Origin of the sequence: Paenibacillus aurantius, from assembly GCF_032268605.1 — a bacterium.
GTDB classification, from domain to species: Bacteria; Bacillota; Bacilli; order Paenibacillales; family NBRC-103111; genus Paenibacillus_AO; species Paenibacillus_AO aurantius.
The window spans coordinates 1,901,702-1,919,698 of the sequence record NZ_CP130318.1 but is presented as its reverse complement, the minus strand read 5'-3'; the positions used below and the strand labels follow the sequence as shown (position 1 = coordinate 1,919,698).

Sequence of the window (17,997 nt, the reverse complement as noted above, 5' to 3'; positions counted from 1 at the left end):
GTATGGACTCCTATTGGCCGAGAAGCTGAAGGGCCACCCGTTTAAGGTTATCCGCACTGATCCCGTAATGCTTGAAGACCTCCGGCGTTTTTCCCGCGATGGCCGGCTCATCCGGAATCCCGAGGATACGCATGGGCACCGGCTGATGCTGGACCACCACCTCAGCCACCGCAGCTCCTAGTCCTCCCAGCACGCTGTGCTCCTCCACCGTAATAATAGCGCCCGTTTCCTTCGCCGCTTTCACGATCGCTTCTTCGTCGAGAGGTTTAATCGTGTGCATATTCAATACCCGGCAGGATATTCCGGCTTCCTTGAGCGCTTCGTGGGCGTCAAGGGCGACACGGACCGTCTCTCCGGCGGCGATAATGGTAATATCCGTCCCCTCGCGCATCGTTACGGCTTTCCCGATCAGGAATTCATAGTCACCCGATTCGTAGACGTCCTCGACCGGATTGCGGCCGATCCGCACATAAACACCGCCCACATGGTTGACCAATGCCTCCGTCATTCGTTTCGTTTCATGCCGGTCGGCGGGCAGGATTACGGAGAGTCCCGGTATCGCCCGGGCTACGGCTATGTCCTGTACGGAATGATGGGACATGCCCAGAGCCCCGTAGCTTACGCCCCCGCTGATCCCGATAAGCTTCACGTTGGTTGCGGAATAAGCGACATCCACCTTAATCTGCTCAATGCTGCGCATGCTAAGGAAGCAGGCGGGTGAGGTGACAAATGGCTTTTTCCCGCTGTGGGCGAGTCCCGCCGAGATCCCCACGATATTCTGCTCGGCTATCCCCACCTCGACGAACTGATTAGGAAATTCATTGGCGAAAGGCGCCATGGCCGCTGATCCCCGGGAATCACTTGCCAGCACCATAATATCCTGGTCATCCTTGGCAAGGTTCAGCAGGGTCTCGCATATGACCTGCCGGTTGGCGATTGTGTTCATATTAGCAAACCTGCCCTTCCCGTTTAAGCTTTTCAATAGAAGAATCCAGTTCGGACAGCGCTTTCTCCCATTCCGCATCGTTTGGCACATGATGATGCCAGTGGGCCACATTCTCCGCAAACGATACCCCTTTGCCTTTTACGGTATTGGCCATGACGAGCGTCGGCTTATCCGCCACCTGGGGGACCGCTTCAAAGGTTTGCACCAGCTCCTGCATATCGTTGCCATCGATCGAAACGACGTGCCAGCCAAAGGAAGCCCATTTCTCTTCCAGCGGTTCAAGGCCCATGACTTCATCGGTGGGGCCGCTAATCTGGAGCCGGTTACGGTCAATGATGCCGATTAAGTTATCCAGCTTATAATGGGCGCCCGCCATAGCTCCTTCCCATACGGAGCCTTCCGCTTGCTCGCCGTCCCCCATCAAGCAATAGGTGCGGTACTTCTTCCCAAACCGTTTAGCGGCAAGGGCCATTCCAACGGATACGGCTAGCCCGTGGCCAAGGGCGCCTGTGTTCATCTCGATCCCGGGCACCTTATTGTTAGGATGGCCGATCAACCTCGTACCGAACTGGCTGTACGTTAGAAGCTCTTCTTTAGCAAAAAAACCTCTATCGGCCAGAATCGACCACAGCGATTCCACGGAATGGCCTTTGCTTAACACAAAGCGGTCCCGGTTCTCGTCTTGCGGATGGTCCGGATCGATATTCATAACCCGGTAATACAAGGCCGTCAGGATGTCCGTATTGCTGAGGGAACCGCCGGTGTGCCCGGTTTTGGCACGATGGATAATCGTCAGCAGATCCTTTCGGATTTGGGCGGCTTTTAGTTGAAGCTCTACTATTTCCATATGCCCTCCTTAGTTATAGGCCCTTTCCTCTAATCCAGGCCTGAATTTCACTTTCGGTCGGATCTACGGGATCCGGTGTTAACCCGGGGATATAGTGGCAGGCTTCGTATAAGGCCGGAATGACGTTCGCGTGAATCCCCACGGAATGGTGGACGTAAGGACCCTTAACCAGCTTTTCTTCCCATAGAGGCCAGTCGTTCACTTCGACCCATACGTAAGAACCGCGGGTGTAGGGTCCTTGAATTCCCTTGGCGCGCCCAAGAAACAGCTGGTAATCGCCGTGATCTCCGTCAAAACGCGCCAGCGTCATATCGCCTCCCTTAATTTCCCCCTCATGCGTTCCTGGGGAGTGGTCATCAAACAGAAAATGCTTACGCAGCTTCGGTTGGTTCTCGACCGAAAGCGATACCGGGAAATTGCCGCAATGAAACAAAAGCTCCCCGTTGGGATTCTCCGGGTGGCGGATCGTCAGATCCGCGAAAAAGGTAGGAGCTTGATTCATCGAGGCCGCCTGAACCATAACGGAGGTAATCGCCCCGTGGATGTCCGTCTCGCAAGTGACCGGAATTTGTTCGTCCGTCAAGATGGCATTGGCCAGGCAGGGCATAATCCCCATAGCATCCTGCAGGGAAGACCAGCATTGGATGGCGATCGCGGAGCTGCCTGTCTGCCGGGCGTACTGTCTCATGGCGACTTTCAACGAAGCGATCCGCTTCACATCGTCCTCCGTGACCTCCGACCAATCCAGCTTCGCTTTGATATAGTCTATCGCCTCCGTCAGCTCGGAGGAACTTCCTTTCTCGATCTGCTTCGAGGCCCGCTGTATATCGACAAGCGTAATAGGATGCACCTCGATGCCAAACCGCTCCAGCAGCTCACCCTCATTGCAAATCATGGTCCAGAAGGAAGACGGACGCGGTCCGATTTGAAGGATACGAAGATGGCGGAACTGGCGAACGACATTAGCCGCCGAGACGAAATTGGCAAATCCCCTTTCGAATACCGGATCGTTTACCCGTGTATTCGTTATGTAGGAGAAGGGAACGTTAAACCGGCGTAACACCTTGCCTGTTGCGAACAAGCCGCACTGCGTATCGCGAAGGCGGGTTCCATCCTCAAGAGGAGCTTCGTCCCGTGGTCCCCACAGCAGCACCGGCTTCCCCAGCGCTTTCCCGACCCGGGCCACAGTATCCTCGGTTCCAAAGTTGCAATGAGGAAAAAAAACGGCGTCCACCTGCTCCTGCCTAAATCTCTCGATAATCAGGTCCGCGTTAATATTATCATCATAGAGAAGTCCTTCCTGGTTCAGCCCTTCCAGGTCAACCAGGTCCAGGTCGAGGCCGAAGCTTTCCACCTTTTCTTTAATCATGACCTTGTACTTGAAAGCATCCTCTGCACTGAATACAAATCTTCGTGTTGGAGCATAGCCGAGCTTTAGTTTTTTCATTCGATGAAACCTCCGTAGGGGAATAATAAATGCGGCTGGATGTTTTGGATGATAACTAAATTTCAGAATATAAGTTTAGTACTAATCCCGTATAAATGTATGTTATCATGGCCTTATTTCCATGGTCAACCATTGTTTAGTTAAAATTTAAGTATTATTTTATATAAATTTCAAATTCCATTTACCTTCCTCTCTGCTATTCCGAAGAAAAGATCTAATTAGCAATGTAAAGTTTTCTTGTAAACAACGGATAAAACCAAAAAAGCCTGCCTCAAAATACGGCAGGCTTTTGGCGTTCGTTTATACTCCGGCTTGTTCGATTACTTTTTGTTTTTCTGAATCTCCTTTTCCCCTTCCTCGTAGGCCGTCCGCAGGGCGGTGTTCGGGTCCATATTCCCAAGGGAGAGATCGACCAGCTTGGAAACAATCGTCGATTGAACCGGGGAATCCAATTCCGACTTGGGAGAGATAGGAGCGGGCTTATTATAAAATACGGCACCAAAATTAATATTCTTGTCTTTGTATTTCGTTTCCGTGGCAAAGCTCTTCTTTAGGCTGTCATTCTTAAGAACAGGCATCACCCCTTTTTTCGAATACTCGTTCTGATATTCTTCACTAGTCAAGTATTTGATCATCTGGAAGACGATATCTTTGTGTTTGCTCAGAGAAGTGGTCGAAAAGTAGGTGGGATACATCTGACTGCCAACCCCTGGAAGCTGTTTATAGGTAGGCAGGGAGACCATATCAAAATTCATGTTAAGGAACTCGGGTTCATTGATAAACGGCAGATTGGACAAATGAGCGTACATGGCAGCCTCATACGTTTTTTGCCATTCATTCGCATAAGGAAGCTTCTTACCCAACTGCTCAATTTTCGCTTTGTATCCGCTGTCACTCGCCGGTTGAATGAAGGAGGTCTGAAGGAGGGTTTTCCAAGATTCATTCCAATTGCTATCTGTATACGATGGAAGTTTGGTCTTGGGGTCCACGTAAGGGATGGAGAATTGATTTACGTTCATAATATGCTTAGGAGAAACGATCAACCCTATATATTGCTTGCCATCAACGGTTTGATTGAATTTCTTGGAGATATCGATAACTTCATCCCAGGTCATTCCATCCTTCAGGTAGGGAACGCCAAACTTATCAAAAATATCTTTATTGTAATAGAGGACCATATTATTATTGTTTACAGGCAATCCCCAGATTTGACCATTCCCATTTGTTTTTAGCGCATCGATTAGAGAGGGTTCGAAAGTGTCGAGATCCACCTGATATTTCTTAATGAGGTCCGTATGATCAAATTGCAAATTATATTTGGGCAGAGTGCCGAAATAGCCTCCTATTGATTCGTAATACAAGTCGACGGTTTCACCGGAAGCCAAAAAATTATCGATCCTTAGCGCATCGTTCCCTCTTGGGCTGATAAATTTAAAGGTAACATTAGGGAATTTCTTCTTAATGGCATCTCCGTACCGATCGTTCCATGACGCTTCCGAATCACCCGGAGCGGAGAAAACGGTAATCTGAACAGGACCGGTTTCCGCTTGTTCCCCTTTATCCGGGGTTGCCTCAGCCTCGGGGTTGCTCTTGGTGCATCCAGCCGTCCAAACCGTTAGAGCCAAACCCAAACAAATAAATGGGATCTTCTTCATTCCTTTTGCCTCCTTTAAATTCAACCTCTTTTTTCCTTGCGGGTGCCGGACTATAAGATGTCAAAAGGTTCTAAAGACAGCGGTCCATACGTGATTGAAAATCCCTCAGGTAGGATTCCCTCCACATGCTGACCGTTTTGGCTCCTTTATGGGAAGCCTCCGCCAAATCGGATTCTAACAAGTCCGACCACCAATGGGGATACCGGTCAGGATCATACCCTAGTCTTGCCGGCGATTCTCCTACACAAGTAAACTCCCCGGTTTGGCCGTCCAGCTCCGGAATCTCGCTCTTCGTCGCATAGGAGAAGAGCCCTGTCCTCTTCGGCATATAACGGACTCTGTACTTTCCCTCCCCACAATAGAAACCTTCAAATTCCTGCTCCTCGACCACGAGGAAGAAAACAGGGCGGTCTGTGGGAACCGCTGGATCCGGTCCTCGAAACACTAACTCCAGAACGCCAAATATCTCAATCCGGTCCTCCTTGCCGGTGTTTCGCTCCAACAAGTAAGCGGGCCGGCTCAAGACTTTTGTAAACCTCCCGCCCCACCCGGGCTGCTCGGGATCCTCGGGGTTCCCTTTAAGCAAGTACGCAACCGATGGGGTATCTCCCATTTTGATGCTTCCGTTTAAATGTTTCGCAAAATACTCCCCCAAGGCGCCATGTCCGCTTATGTGGTTGGCCACAAAAGAATCATTACCAAGATCGTTTTCTTGATTTCCTCCCACAAACCACCCCCGATAAGTGGAGTTATTCTCGATTATCCATAGCTTAGGGAAATTCTCCCGGATGTACTCATAAGCATTCAGCCCCCATTTTTTATTGGGACCCCCTATGTAATAGACCCTCAGTTTATCCTGAATGCCCGGGTCATCATGGAGTGCTTGGGCAAGGTCCTCCAGCAATCCCCAAACTAAAAGATAGAGCGGACGTTCATCCTTCTTTCTGGCACAGTGGATGATCCAATCCGATCCCTCTGTTGGGTTGGAGAAACCCCGGTAGGGAGCAAAGTCTATCGTGCCTTGCTTGCTGATGGAACGCAGATAATGGGGATCGGGGTAATTTTCCGAATGAGCTCGTAAGGAAAGGTAATCACGCTCATATTGGTCTATTACTTCCAAGATGTGTTCCTTGCGGCCATGACTCCATGGAGAAGAGATAAGACCTTCCGTATCAAACAGATCGGAGTATAGAAGATAATGCACCAGGGATTGAAAGTCATCCGGGTCACTCCCGCCAATATCGGTTGAAACGATTACTCGATACCTTTCCCCGTTTAGCGCTCCTTTGGTTAAAGGAATCCTAACCACCGCCTTATCTTGAAATCGTTTTCAACAAAATCAATGCCCACCGCCCGTCCGCCTTATCCCCTCCCCTTACAAACTAAAATTTTATTTCTTTTTCATTTAAAAAATGATCGTCGTTACATTTGCCAATTATGGATGCATTAAACTTAATCCTTCCAACTTTATGTTATCACTGTAATTTTTGATGTGTCAATCACTTTTTATATAAAATTTAACTAATTTTTTAGTGACAATCCCTCCTCTATTCTAAGCGCTATTAATGTAAGAAAAGAATAGGAGCTGTTAACAAAAGTTTAATTTTTCAGCTTAACCGGACAAAATTTGAATTGAATTGTTTATTAAGTTTAGTTGATGTAATATGATTTTTAGAAAACAGCATTTCCAGCGAAATACGGAGGGGCCTAACATGAGAATAGAAGATATCGCCAAGTTGGCTAACGTTTCCAAATCGGCTGTGTCCCTTGCCCTAAACGGGAAACCGGGAGTTAGCCAGGATACCCGGAATAAGATTATGGAAATTGTCCGGGTTCAAGGGTATGTGCCGAAGTATACCCGGACGGAGCGGAGCTCGGTTTCCGGAAATTCCATTCGTTTCGTCGCTTGTACTCATGAAGGCATTGTAATGGAACACTATAACCAGCAGCCTTTCTTCATGGAGCTCATACATTATCTTGAGGAGAAATGCCGCAAGCGGGGACTTGTCTTGTTGTTTAATACCGTGCCGGCCCATGAGCTGAAGGGCAGAATCGATGAGCTGGAGCAGGACTATGAGTCGGGCGGAATCCTGTTACTCGGGACGAATCTAACCCGCGAGCAAGTACGGATGATTTCCGCCCGCTATCGCAACCTTGTCGTTCTCGACACCTGCTATCCTACGCTGGATGCTAATTTCATCGTCATGAACAATACGCTGGGGGCTTATCAGGCAGCTCAGCATTTGGTCAATCAGGGCCATAAGAGGATCGGGTATGTGGCGTCAAGCGTTCGCATGCATAATTTTGATGCCCGGAAGGAGGGCTTTATTAGCGCTCTTCACGAGATGGGCTTGGAGTTGGCCGAACGAGACCAATTTAAGGCAGCCCCCACCGTTGTTACCGCTCAAGCCGAGTTTATATCGGCCATTCGCGCCAGCCGGGATGATTTGCCTACCGCTCTTTTCTGTGAGTGCGATTATATGGCGATCAGTGTAATCAAATCTTTGATGGAGCTGGGGATTCGGGTCCCCCGCGATCTATCGGTAGTGGGTTTTGACAATATTCACGAAGCGGTTGTGATCTCCCCGGAATTGACTACCGTCCATGTGGAGAAAGAAGCCATTGCCGACACCGCCGTATCCAAGCTGATCGAATTGATGGAGAACAGAGGAACGTCCCTCACTACCAAAATTCAAATCGATACCAAGCTGATTGTACGCCATTCTTCCCGCGCTCCGTCCGGTTCCCCGGGAGTACCAGGAATCGGAGCTTAAAGTCCGGCTCCTTCAGGCTCCTTCTTCCTTCGAGTAAGCCTGGTAACGGTTGGGGAGCTTAATCATAAACCGGGAGCCCTTTCCCACTTGGCTGGAAGCCGTGAGCTCGCCGTTATGCGCCTCCACCAGAGCTTTGGCAATACTAAGCCCCAACCCGACACCTCCGCTGAAGCGGGAACGGGATTTGTCGGCGCGGTACAACCGGTTAAAGATGTACGGAAGATCCTGGGTGCTTATGCCGATGCCCGTATCCTCGCAAGCCAGGAGGATGTGATCCTCCGTCCAATCCGTCATTAGGGTAACCCTGCCTCCCGGTGGGGTATATTTGATGGCATTCAAGACGACATTCGTCATGACCTGAACGATTTTGTCCCGATCGATTTCCGCATAACAGGGAACATTGGTGGCTTCCAGCTTAAGCTTGATCCCTTTCTCCTTCGCGAGCGCCTTGTGCTGATTGTAGATCTGAAGAGTCAGCTTAACCATATTCGTTCTCTTGATGATCATGGCGAACCGGGCGGCCTCCGCCTCCGAAAGCCTTTCCAGGTCGTTAACCAGACGGGTGAACCGTTCGAGCTCTTCATATATTTCCTGCATTTGGGCAGGGTCCGGCTTAAGCAAACCATCCACCATCGCCTCCACCCGCGGAAGCACCGAGGTCAGCGGGGTCCTCAGCTCATGCATGAAATCCTCCATCAACTGGTGCCGCCAGTCCTCCTGCCTCTTCAGCTCCGCCGACATGTTGTTCAGAGTAGCGGTAAGCCGGCGGACTTCCTCCGGCCCTTCCAGCGGAATCCGGATGCTCCGGTTCCCCGAGCCAATCTCTTCGGCCATCCGGTACACCCGATTCAAATGCCTCGACAATCGCTTGGCGATCAGGTAGCTGACCACGACGGCAACAAGAAAAAGAAGGGAATACAGCAGCTTGGTGCGCCATACAAGGCTTTCCTGATACCCTTGTATGGCGGGATTCAAGGAAGTGCTTTGCTCCCGGTCGGCCAATCTCAAATAGCCGAGCGTCATGCCGTCGTACAAATAGGGCAGTTCCTTTTCGATAACCGCGGTTTGGCCTATCCGCTGAATGGTTTGGAACCAGACAACGGAACGGTCCTTGTTCCGGAACTCCATAAGGACCCCGTACAAAGCGGCACGTCTTTGAAGCCAATCCCTTTGATCCGAGGTAAGCGGCTTATCCCTAATCCCATGCTCGCGCATATCGTCCAGGAGCAGATAGCCGGTCCTTTCTAAATCCCTCCCAACGAATCCATTAAGCATTTGCTGGAGATTGAAACTCGTTACATTGGTCACCAGAATCAGGAAAAGAACAGAGACCATCAGGAACGCAAGAAAAAGCTGCACGTTCATTTTTCTAAGAAAACGGCGAAGCTCGTTCATGTCTCCCCATCCGCCTTCACCCCGAATTTATAACCGAGGCCGATCACGGTCACGATATAAGTCGGATGGCCCGGGCCGGGTTCGATCTTCTTCCTCAGGTTTTTGATATGGGCGTCCATCGTACGGCCGTCCCCCTCGAAACGGTCACCGTGGATCATGTAGATGAGCTCTTCCCTATGAAAAATCCTTCCGGGCCGCGCGCTCAAAATCTCCAGCAGCTTATACTCCGTGGCGGTTAGGCTTACGGACCGGCCTTCGACAAGAACCTGCTTCTCTTCCGGGAAGATCACCATTTTGCCCCGCTGAAAGATCCGCCCGTTCCCCCTGGCTTCCTTGACGGCTGGAGCCACCCGCCGCATAAGCGCATAGATGCGGGCGACCAGCTCTTTGGCACGGAAAGGCTTTATGATGTAATCATCCGCACCCAGGTTCAAGCCTTTGATCGTATCGGACTCCCGGGCCCGGGAGGTCAGCATAATGAGCGGAACCTGGGATTGCTGCCGGATGGTCCGGCACACGTCTTCTCCCTGCAAGCCTTCGAGCATAAGGTCTAGGATGACCAAATCATAAGAGGCCTGGCGGAACATTTGGCAAGCCTCATGCCCGTTTGGGGTACAATCGGCGGTCCACCCCTCGTTCTCAAAATACAAAACCAGCATATCCCGAATTTTCGGCTCGTCTTCGATAACCAAAATATGCATTTCCTCACCCCGCTTTCCTCTATTCTACACCCCCCTATTATTTTCCTATCTCCTCTAGAAGTCCCGATTTTCAGAGCTTCCGCCGTTTCTTTTCCCTATTCTCCTCTGCTATTCGACCAGGCCGGTACGTTCCACGCCTTCTATGAACCAGCGTTGGGCGAACAAATACAGGACAAGCGGGGGCAGAATGATGAGGAACGCACCGGCCATTTTGATCGGCTCATCAAAAAGGGAAGGACCGCTTTCGCCGGCCTGTGCCGCGAGCTGTGCGCTGATCTGGGTAATGCCGAGAGACAGCGGAAGGCTTTTGGAGCCGCCCATATACATCCCCGGTGTATAATAATCGTTCCAGGTCCACACGAAGGAGAACAGGAAGACAACCAGGATAGCCGGCCTTGCCAGAGGCAGCATGACCCGGGTGAAGACACGAAGCACCCCGGCTCCGTCCATCCTCGCCGCCTCTTCCAGCTCCTTCGGCTGGGTGGAGAAGAACTGCCGGTAAATGATGACGAACAGGGCTCCCTTAAGCCCGTGGCCGAACAGGGCGGGCACAATGATCGGGTAGTAGGTTTTCATAACATGAAAGATTTGACTGGCCGCGATCAGATTGGGCAGGATGATAACCTGCGGGGGTACCACGAAAGTCAGCAGAAGACAGAAGAACCAGAAGGACTTAAACGGAATGTCCAGCCGGGCCAGAGCATAACCGGCTACCGCACAGGATAACGTCTGCAGCAAAGCGACCGAAGTAGAAAGCAAGAGGCTGATGGTGAATGCCTGGGGGAACCTCACATGAATCCACGCATCGGTGAGCGTGCCCGTAAAGATTTCCCGGGGAATCCAACGGACGGAGGGATCCAGCAAATCCGCCGAATTTTTGACCATGGAGGTGATCATATAGAACAGCGGATTCAGGTAGATATAGGCGGTATCGATCAGGATCAAATAAATCATGACCCGGAACAGTAAGCCTTTGTCGGCCTCCTTGCCAAGAAGCAGGTAGCGGGTCTTCTTAAGCCAAGCCCGAAAAGGCGGCCGGCCTGCCCGGAATCGGGCGGGATTAATCAATGGCTTGCTCATGTCTTCCCTCCTATCGGCCTGCCGGTTTTACGCCGCGGAAGAAGCGCGTAAACAGGAAAAAGATAATCCCGAGAAACACGAAGATGATTGCAAAGTAAATCCAGGCAAGGGCGCTGGACCGGCCGTAATCGGTCGTATTCACCTGGGTCAGAATCGGGTTTCCCGGATAGGTAAACAAATCCACCGTGGTGTAGATCAGGTTCAAGAGAACAAAAGGCAGCATGGCCGGAAGGGTAATTTTCCAGAAGACCTCCCAAGGGTTGGCTCCATCAATCCGCGCCGCCTCATATACGGAAGGAGAGATCGTCTGCCTCCCCGCCAGAAAGATCAAAATCTGCACTCCGGAATACCAAAGCACGAGTACGAAGGAGCTTAATACGGCGACAATCGGCGATGCCCACGAGGGGGGCAGATACGTCACAACCAGGGAGGAAAGATTATACCGTTCGAGAAAATCAAGATTGCCTTCTCCCTGGGTAATAAATTCCGTTATGACCTGTCCGGTCGTAAAGATAACCGGTAAGAAGAAGACGGCCCGGAAGAATGTGCGTCCCCAGAAGTTCTGATTAAGAATAATGGCCGTGAACAGGGAAAACACGACGATGATCGGCAGCATCAGAACGGCCTGCCGCAAAAACGGAATCAGCTGGTTGTACAACAGATCGGCATTCTCGAACAGGATATATTTGTAGTAATAGAACCCCTTATACTGGAAGCTGATTCCCGTTGCAAGAATTTGGACCTGGTGAAAGCTCATATAGAACGAATAACCGAGCGGAAAAACCATAAACAGAAGAAACCCCACTATCCAAGGAGTAAAGAACAAGGTCCCCTCCAGCTTGCGGATCGTAGAGGAAGGCAAGCGGCGTACCGGAGTTCTCATGGCTTAGCCCCCCCTTGCAGAACCAAGTAATTCTCCGGCTCAACCGGACGCCCTTCGTATACATAGGCACTCGTGCCATAATTAACGACTATGCGTTTGCCGTTCCCGAAGGTGGTTTCCCTGACCTCCTTGGACAATATACGGTGGCCGGTGATAAACTCATGCTGCACATCACCAAGCGCCTGGTTCCACTTCTGGAATTCCTGAACCGCCGTCTGTTCCCAATCCTGGGGGGAGGGACTGTAGTAAGTAAGATTCTGCACATACTTAAGGTCCTCGGAGCTGCTGCCGGTAAACAGGTAAGAGGGATTGGCCCCGTATTCCAGGTCACGAAGAAATTGCTTATTAAATTGATCCCTCTCATTGGAGGGCATGGAGGTATAGGGAATCAGACCGTGCAGGGCGATCTGCAGAAACGGAATCCCATCTTCCGAGAACAGGTCGTTCGAGAAATCATCCTCAAGCCGCGCTACCCCATCCATTAGAGGGGCCGCAAACAGACTGGAACGATAGCCAAGCACCTTGCCCACCCCCTCCCGGAGTTTGGTTATGATGGCCTGCTGCTGACCCATGCTCTCCTTACGCGAGGCTCCGTATTTGCTGTTGTAGTCGCTGCTTAGATACTGGCCGATCCCCTGGAGTTCCACTCCATCCACCCCCAGCTCCCGGAAGTACCTTATATCCTGATCAACAAGCTGACGTACAAAAGACAGGCTGGCGAATTTCTCGATAGGCGTTCCTCCCAGATCTCTTACTCCATGAACCCGTGTGGAGAATCCTCCCGCCCCGGACGTGTTGCGCGAATAATCCGTACGGAGATACACCGGAACGTTCAGAGAATGGGCAAAGGTTACCAAATCCTTCATTCCCTTCTCTCCCCCCAACCGGGAGTCAACAACCGCTCCTCCTCCCGTTTCTCCGTATCCGCCTTTCTGCCAGCCCCAATACCGCATGGCCATGTTATCGATTCCCAGTCCATACAGCCGCTGGATCATCTGCATGGCATCGATGGTCGTCGTGGCTTTGACATACCGGTCCCCTAACAGCCCTTTGGCGGAGTCCCCGCCCACCACGATGATATCCATAGGAACTTTGCCGCTGCCTGGGGGAAGCTGGTTAAGCTTGTAAGCTTTCATTAAATAGGTGCGGTACCGCTTGGCCATTCCCGCATAATCGGAGGCCTGGCTGTCGAGCAGCACATACCGGGTTACACGGTCCCCGCTAAAGCGTGCCTCTTTGTTATAGGTATCGAAGGAACGTTCTTTCTCCCGGTTGGTGACTTGCCGGTATTTCTGCCGGTAATTGTTCTGTCCGGTTATCCAGTTATAGGTGCTGTAAGCTCCGGCGGGAGACGCCAGCAGGTCGGCGTATTCGGCCCCCTCTTCCAGAATCGCAAGAAACCCCCGGTCGCCGCTTTTCGCCCCATAGACCGGGGCGCTTATTTTGTGCCTGGCGTTGTCCCTATAATCGTCACTGCTCTTTAATTGGTAAGCCAGGTCCTTGCCGAACACCGGCTCCTGGTAAATGCGGGTGGCATTCGTGCCGCCTTCCTGGAAACGGATCAACGCACCCGACCCGTCGGGTATGAACAGGTAGCCGTCCTGTTCCTCCGAGCGTTCCGCCCCGAAGAAAGGATAAAGGCGAAGCCACAGCAGGCTCAAATTTTCTTCCTTGATGCCGGAATCGACGATGCGGGTGACGACCGAATCCCCTTCCAGCTTCACTTCGATCGGCACGGAAAGCTTCTTCGACGGCATATCGAAGGTCAGCCGAAAGCCGCCGGGGAAGGTTTCCAGCTTCTGAATGGTTCCCTGCTCCTCCAGAAAATTGGTCTCCTTCGGCTGCGATTTGTTCGAAGTCAAATCCGCATATTGAAACATGAGCGGGGAACGGAGATGAGTTCTCCAAAGCCCAACGGTCGTTTCCCTGCTCCATTGGGCTGGATTGGGATACGAGCGCCATACCCTGCCGTCCTTCTTATCTTGTACAAGGAAGTGGGCGGTCTTGGCATCCAGCTTAAGGGTCAGCCTGTCATTCTCCCCCACCGTCTGGAGCTTCGACTCATCCGGTAGCTCCGCCGGTCCGGGGCTAACCTTCAGCGCACCAGGCGAATTGCTTGCTGCCGCGGAAACGGAACGGTTGATTCTCCCGATTTGAAGGTGAGTCGCGACATAAACCGCCACCCCTGCCAAAAGCAGCAAGACCAGACCCTGGGGGATAAGCCGGGTAAGGTTCTTCATCGCAGCCTCACCTCCTGATAGATTTCGAAAACGAACGACTTCAAATCACTGGAAAGCCCGAACACCGTTAGAACAAGAACCGCTCCAATGAGAAAGGCAAATGCCGTAGAAGCCAGATTGACGGCCGTTTCTCCCACCGAGTAATTCTGCAGCGATTGCACCTTCCACACGAAGAGCAGAAGCAGCCAAATGATCATCGCCGAATACAAGTCGTTATAGATGGCCTCCTCTGAATACGTCATGATGTTGGAGAGGAGAGCAAGCGGGATCCCTACCAAGATGAGCGGCATAAGCGCATAGCTGCTCGCGATAAAGACATCCCGAAACCGCCCTTCCCCCTGGAGAATGGAGCTGACCAAGTAGTTGCAGACGACCCAGCCGAGCCACAGGACAACAAATTCAATAAACAGAATCAGCATATTAAACTTATAAGGATTAACGGGATTGAAAGGAAAACCTGTATATAGCTTGGCAAACACAAGGGATCCGAACGCAAGCAGAAGGATAACAAGGGCTCCCGGGTAGCTGCCCTTTCCTTCGTAACGCAAAGCGCTAAACCCATCGATCGGATGGCGGATAATGGTAAACAAGTGCTTGAGCTGGACAATAGCCGGGTTGGCACTGCGCTTTCGGTTCCTCCAAGCCTTTCTCCAACGGGTCTCCCGGGTCAATCGCCCCAGGAGAAGAAATCCGGCCGATCCCAACGTGTATATCGTGGCCAGCATGCTGAAGTTTCGCTGAAACCATTTCAGCCGGATCTGCCAGTAAGCGTCCGAATACCCCTTGCGGTTTCCTCCTCTTTGGAAATACTGTTTGGCCTGTTCGTAGTCCCCCTTCTTGTAGGACGCTTTGGCCAACCCCAGAAGAGCCGGGGTAAAGAAAGTATTGTACCGGAGAACCTCCTGCCACGGAACCTCACTTTCCTCATACCGGCCTTGCAAGGTTAAGCCGTTGGCCTTGTTGACGAGTGAACCGAATTCCGATTGACGGAACCACTGAATGCTTCCTTCCTGGCTGTCCAGCACGAGAAGGTCGCCCTTCGAATTGGAATCGATCGCCGCAGGGGCTTTGATCAAGCCTAGCTGGGTTGCCGCCTCCGTTTCCCCTCCCCCCCAGAAAAACAACAGATTTCCGTTCGCGTCATACTGACTGATGACATGGTAGGAGCTGTCGATCGTGGTAATATTTCCGCTTCGGTCTATGGTCAGATCGATGAGCTGCGGTTTGGCGTAGCCTTGTCCGCTTACGTATTTCCGATCCCGTGGAGCGTATTCCCCGAACGTACTCTTGTTCTGGCTGCTGTTATACTGAAGCATATTCTGCCCGCGAATGTTGAGCTTCTTGACCTGATTCTCGCTTACGTTGCCCGCTGTGGTCGTGTAGATGAAGCCATTCTTGTCTACGGCGACACTGCTGATGGTCCCCGGGAGCTTGCTGATTTCGTTGGCATACATCTGCTTGGGGTAGAGGGCTTTTTTAATTTTGTCAAGGGTGGAAAGCTCCGTCGCATTGGTGCCATAGAAGCTTTGAAATTCCCCTTGGGGATCCATCTGAAGCAGCCCCTGGTACCCCCCGAGCGTCGCGATATACAGAAAACCTCTCTTGTCCACGACTAGCCGGGTCGGATCAAATTTAAAGGAATCCGGAAGGAAAGGGGATTGGGGCTTCTCAAACTTCTGAAGCAGCTTTCCTTCGCTGTTCAGCCTGACCACCCGTTTGTTACCGGTGTCCGCCACATAGATATCCCCTTCCGCGGTGATGAACAAGCCTTCCGGCTTGTTCAGAGGGCTTTCGGGGACGGTCAAATACCGGAGCCACTTCCCTTGGTCATCAAACTCGACAAGCCGGTTGTTTCCCGTATCCGCCACATAGACATGGTCCTGCCTGTCAATAAACAGATCCTTGGGGCCTTTGAGCGGCGATGCCGCCAGCTTGTTGTCCTTGTCAGGCGCCTTCAGCCCTTGTCCCACCAGCTTAACGGGAGTATAAGCCGGCTGGGTCCAGATGATGGTGCCTTCGCTGTCCTTCGAGCGGGTCGAGTACGGGTTGACCTCGGCCGCCGCAGGCAGCGCAGCCGTAAGCATGGTCATGGCGGCGAAGCCGGCGAGAACAGCACGCCGCAGCCCTTTAAAGGGACGTTTCCTTATCAAGCCCATTGCCTCCTTCCTGTCTTATTTGATTCCGGAATGTGCCATCGTCGTAATGACCTTACGCTGGAAAAACAGGAATATTATGAAGTTCGGCAGGAACATGATGAGCGCCGCCGCTGCGGCCGCCCCCTGTCTCGCGACGCTGTTGGCCAACCCGTTCGTCAGGGTTGTCAGAAAGAAAGGGAAGGTCTTCATGGTTTCCTCCTGCATGAACAAGGCCGATGCCTCCGTACTGCTCCAAATCCCCTGAAAGGCAAGGATGGAAATGGTGGCCACGGCCGGCATGCAGATCGGGATGACGACGCGCAGGAAGATTTGCCATTCCTTGGCCCCGTCGATCTTCGCAGCCTCCAGCAGCTCGTTCGGCACCTGATCGATGAACTGCTTCATGAGAAAGACGCCGACGGGAGCCGCAAGGTTAGGCAGAACATGCGCCCAATACGTATTGATCATGTGAAGGTTGACCATAACCAAATACCGCGGAATGGCGACGGTTTCCGGGGCATACATAAGCGAAAGCAGAATGACCGCGAACAGCGTCCTTTGTCCCGGAAACCGGTGCTTGGAAATGGGATAGGCGCATAAAGCACTGACCACGATCGTTCCCACTACAACCATGACGGACACCACAACGCTGTTAAAGAAGTAACGCGAGACCGGGACAACCGACGATCCGGTCACGGCAAACAATTCGACGAAATTTTGCAGGGTGGGCTTGCGGACGAAAACGTTCGGCGGATAAACGAACAGCTCGTTGTACGGCTTCAGCGAATGATTGAAAATATAGAAAAGCGGCAGCAGCATAAAAAGGGAAGCCAGCGTCAGCAGGACATAAAGCACCCACTGAAAGCCGTCCGTTCCATTAAGACGGCTCCTGCGGCGGAACGGAAGCTTATTCCAGGCTTTCCCTATAAGGACGGACAGGATCATTTATTCATCCCCTTTGGTGCCGAACAGCCGGAACCCCAGCCGGTTGGACACATACATCATGATTAGCAAAAAAACCGAGATCGACGCCGCATAGCCCATCTCGAACCGAACCGCGCCATAATCATCAATATGGCTGATAATTAACGTTCCCGCGTACTGCGGAGTCGGGAATTGGCCGGATAGCTCCGTTCCGATCGCACCCGCCTTGAAGGTACCGACAATGGCCATGACCGCTCCGAACAGCATCTGCGGCTTCATCGAGGGGATGGTAATGTACCAGATTTCCTGCAGACGGCTCTTGATGCCGTCGATTTTGGCGGCTTCGTACAATTCTCGGTTTACCCCAAGCAGACCGGCGAGCATCGCCAGGAAGCCGACCCCCATGCTGGACCAAAGCGTAACCGCTATCATCGAATTCATCAGATAGGCTTTATCCAGGACCCACTGAATCGGCTTCTCGATGAGGCCCCATTTCAGGAGAAAGCTGTTCAAATACCCTATCCGGTCTCCATTAAGAAGGGGCAGCCAGATGATTCCCATCGCAATACCGGACGTCAGCGAGGGGGTATACATGGCAAGGGCGTACCAGGGGCGGGAGTAATTGGGCAGATGAGAGATCAGCCACGCCAGCAGGAAAGCCGCTATATACCCTCCCGGCCCCACGATAATAGCGAACTTGATGGTATTGGGAAGAGCATACTTCAGAAAGACAATATCCTGGGAAAGCAAATACTCAAAGTTCTTCCAGCCGATGAAATGCGGCTTCTCGATCGCGTTGTAGTAGGTGAAGCTGAGCGAAATCGCCACAAGGACGGGAACAAGGATGAAGGCCGTAAACAAGAGGACAAAGGGAGCGATAAAGGCATAGGAAAGCCGATTCTTCCAAATTTTCCCCGCCAGCGTCCTCATCCGGAGCAGCGGTTTCCGCCCCGTCCGTTTAATAACCGCA

Annotated in this window: 14 protein-coding genes; 1 reads left to right on the top strand and 13 read right to left on the bottom strand. The window is 51.9% G+C overall.

Features of this window, described 5'->3' with window-relative positions; translation table 11 throughout:
* Nucleotides 1-10: 10 nt before the first annotated feature.
* The 5 genes from MJA45_RS08975 to MJA45_RS08955 form a co-directional block, all read right to left on the bottom strand.
* On the bottom strand, nucleotides 11-946 hold the full coding sequence (locus MJA45_RS08975; protein ID WP_315606919.1) for a transketolase family protein: 936 nt from the start codon (nucleotides 944-946) through the stop codon (nucleotides 11-13).
* A gap of 1 nt (nucleotide 947) precedes the next feature.
* The gene (locus tag MJA45_RS08970; protein WP_315606918.1) at nucleotides 948-1,793 is read right to left on the bottom strand and encodes a transketolase; all 846 of its coding nucleotides are present in this window, start codon (nucleotides 1,791-1,793) and stop codon (nucleotides 948-950) included.
* 13 nt (nucleotides 1,794-1,806) lie between these two features.
* Nucleotides 1,807-3,240, bottom strand: a complete 1,434-nt coding sequence (locus tag MJA45_RS08965; RefSeq protein WP_315606917.1) for an L-fucose/L-arabinose isomerase family protein — start codon at nucleotides 3,238-3,240, stop codon at nucleotides 1,807-1,809.
* 320 nt (nucleotides 3,241-3,560) lie between these two features.
* Nucleotides 3,561-4,895 carry an ABC transporter substrate-binding protein gene (locus MJA45_RS08960; RefSeq protein WP_315606916.1) on the bottom strand — a complete coding sequence of 445 codons (1,335 nt, stop codon included), beginning with the start codon at nucleotides 4,893-4,895 and terminating at the stop codon, nucleotides 3,561-3,563.
* A gap of 70 nt (nucleotides 4,896-4,965) precedes the next feature.
* A complete protein-coding gene (locus MJA45_RS08955; RefSeq protein ID WP_407083116.1) occupies nucleotides 4,966-6,204 on the bottom strand; it encodes a nucleoside hydrolase-like domain-containing protein in 1,239 nt (412 codons plus the stop codon).
* 403 nt (nucleotides 6,205-6,607) lie between these two features.
* Between MJA45_RS08955 and MJA45_RS08950 the strand changes: the two genes are divergently transcribed.
* On the top strand, nucleotides 6,608-7,669 hold the full coding sequence (locus tag MJA45_RS08950) for a substrate-binding domain-containing protein (RefSeq protein ID WP_315606914.1): 1,062 nt from the start codon (nucleotides 6,608-6,610) through the stop codon (nucleotides 7,667-7,669).
* A 12-nt stretch (nucleotides 7,670-7,681) separates the two neighbouring features.
* On the opposite strand, the gene MJA45_RS08945 is transcribed toward MJA45_RS08950, so the two are convergent.
* The 8 genes from MJA45_RS08945 to MJA45_RS08910 all read right to left on the bottom strand — a co-directional run bounded on the left by MJA45_RS08945 (nucleotide 7,682) and on the right by MJA45_RS08910 (nucleotide 17,957).
* A complete protein-coding gene (locus MJA45_RS08945) occupies nucleotides 7,682-9,064 on the bottom strand; it encodes a sensor histidine kinase (protein ID WP_315606913.1) in 1,383 nt (460 codons plus the stop codon).
* Nucleotides 9,061-9,765 (bottom strand): response regulator transcription factor, encoded by a 705-nt coding sequence (locus tag MJA45_RS08940; protein WP_315606912.1) that lies wholly within the window; start codon nucleotides 9,763-9,765, stop codon nucleotides 9,061-9,063. The genes MJA45_RS08945 and MJA45_RS08940 overlap by 4 nt, the downstream gene beginning before the upstream one ends.
* A 108-nt stretch (nucleotides 9,766-9,873) precedes the next feature.
* On the bottom strand, nucleotides 9,874-10,845 hold the full coding sequence (locus MJA45_RS08935; RefSeq protein WP_315606911.1) for a carbohydrate ABC transporter permease: 972 nt from the start codon (nucleotides 10,843-10,845) through the stop codon (nucleotides 9,874-9,876).
* Between the two features lie 10 nt (nucleotides 10,846-10,855).
* Nucleotides 10,856-11,728 carry a carbohydrate ABC transporter permease gene (locus tag MJA45_RS08930; protein WP_315606910.1) on the bottom strand — a complete coding sequence of 291 codons (873 nt, stop codon included), beginning with the start codon at nucleotides 11,726-11,728 and terminating at the stop codon, nucleotides 10,856-10,858.
* Nucleotides 11,725-13,968 carry a DUF5696 domain-containing protein gene (locus MJA45_RS08925; RefSeq protein WP_315606909.1) on the bottom strand — a complete coding sequence of 748 codons (2,244 nt, stop codon included), beginning with the start codon at nucleotides 13,966-13,968 and terminating at the stop codon, nucleotides 11,725-11,727. Before MJA45_RS08925 ends, MJA45_RS08930 begins: the two co-directional genes overlap by 4 nt.
* Nucleotides 13,965-16,118, bottom strand: coding sequence for a YIP1 family protein (locus tag MJA45_RS08920; RefSeq protein WP_315606908.1), 2,154 nt, complete (start codon nucleotides 16,116-16,118; stop codon nucleotides 13,965-13,967). The genes MJA45_RS08925 and MJA45_RS08920 overlap by 4 nt, the downstream gene beginning before the upstream one ends.
* Before the next feature lie 21 nt (nucleotides 16,119-16,139).
* The gene (locus MJA45_RS08915; RefSeq protein WP_315606907.1) at nucleotides 16,140-17,048 is read right to left on the bottom strand and encodes a carbohydrate ABC transporter permease; all 909 of its coding nucleotides are present in this window, start codon (nucleotides 17,046-17,048) and stop codon (nucleotides 16,140-16,142) included.
* The gene (locus MJA45_RS08910; RefSeq protein ID WP_315607971.1) at nucleotides 17,049-17,957 is read right to left on the bottom strand and encodes a carbohydrate ABC transporter permease; all 909 of its coding nucleotides are present in this window, start codon (nucleotides 17,955-17,957) and stop codon (nucleotides 17,049-17,051) included.
* Nucleotides 17,958-17,997 lie beyond the last annotated feature (40 nt).

Bases quoted from the DNA above. Each gene is read 5' to 3' on its own strand.
- MJA45_RS08940 (WP_315606912.1), bottom strand. From the start codon at position 9,765: ATGCATATTTTGGTTATCGAAGACGAGCCGAAAATTCGGGATATGCTG.
- MJA45_RS08910 (WP_315607971.1), bottom strand. From the start codon at position 17,957: ATGAGGACGCTGGCGGGGAAAATTTGGAAGAATCGGCTTTCCTATGCC.
- MJA45_RS08945 (WP_315606913.1), bottom strand. From the start codon at position 9,064: ATGAACGAGCTTCGCCGTTTTCTTAGAAAAATGAACGTGCAGCTTTTT.
- MJA45_RS08960 (WP_315606916.1), bottom strand. From the start codon at position 4,895: ATGAAGAAGATCCCATTTATTTGTTTGGGTTTGGCTCTAACGGTTTGG.
- MJA45_RS08970 (WP_315606918.1), bottom strand. From the start codon at position 1,793: ATGGAAATAGTAGAGCTTCAACTAAAAGCCGCCCAAATCCGAAAGGAT.
- MJA45_RS08965 (WP_315606917.1), bottom strand. From the start codon at position 3,240: ATGAAAAAACTAAAGCTCGGCTATGCTCCAACACGAAGATTTGTATTC.
- MJA45_RS08925 (WP_315606909.1), bottom strand. From the start codon at position 13,968: ATGAAGAACCTTACCCGGCTTATCCCCCAGGGTCTGGTCTTGCTGCTT.
- MJA45_RS08915 (WP_315606907.1), bottom strand. From the start codon at position 17,048: ATGATCCTGTCCGTCCTTATAGGGAAAGCCTGGAATAAGCTTCCGTTC.
- MJA45_RS08975 (WP_315606919.1), bottom strand. From the start codon at position 946: ATGAACACAATCGCCAACCGGCAGGTCATATGCGAGACCCTGCTGAAC.
- MJA45_RS08930 (WP_315606910.1), bottom strand. From the start codon at position 11,728: ATGAGAACTCCGGTACGCCGCTTGCCTTCCTCTACGATCCGCAAGCTG.
- MJA45_RS08935 (WP_315606911.1), bottom strand. From the start codon at position 10,845: ATGAGCAAGCCATTGATTAATCCCGCCCGATTCCGGGCAGGCCGGCCG.
- MJA45_RS08950 (WP_315606914.1), top strand. From the start codon at position 6,608: ATGAGAATAGAAGATATCGCCAAGTTGGCTAACGTTTCCAAATCGGCT.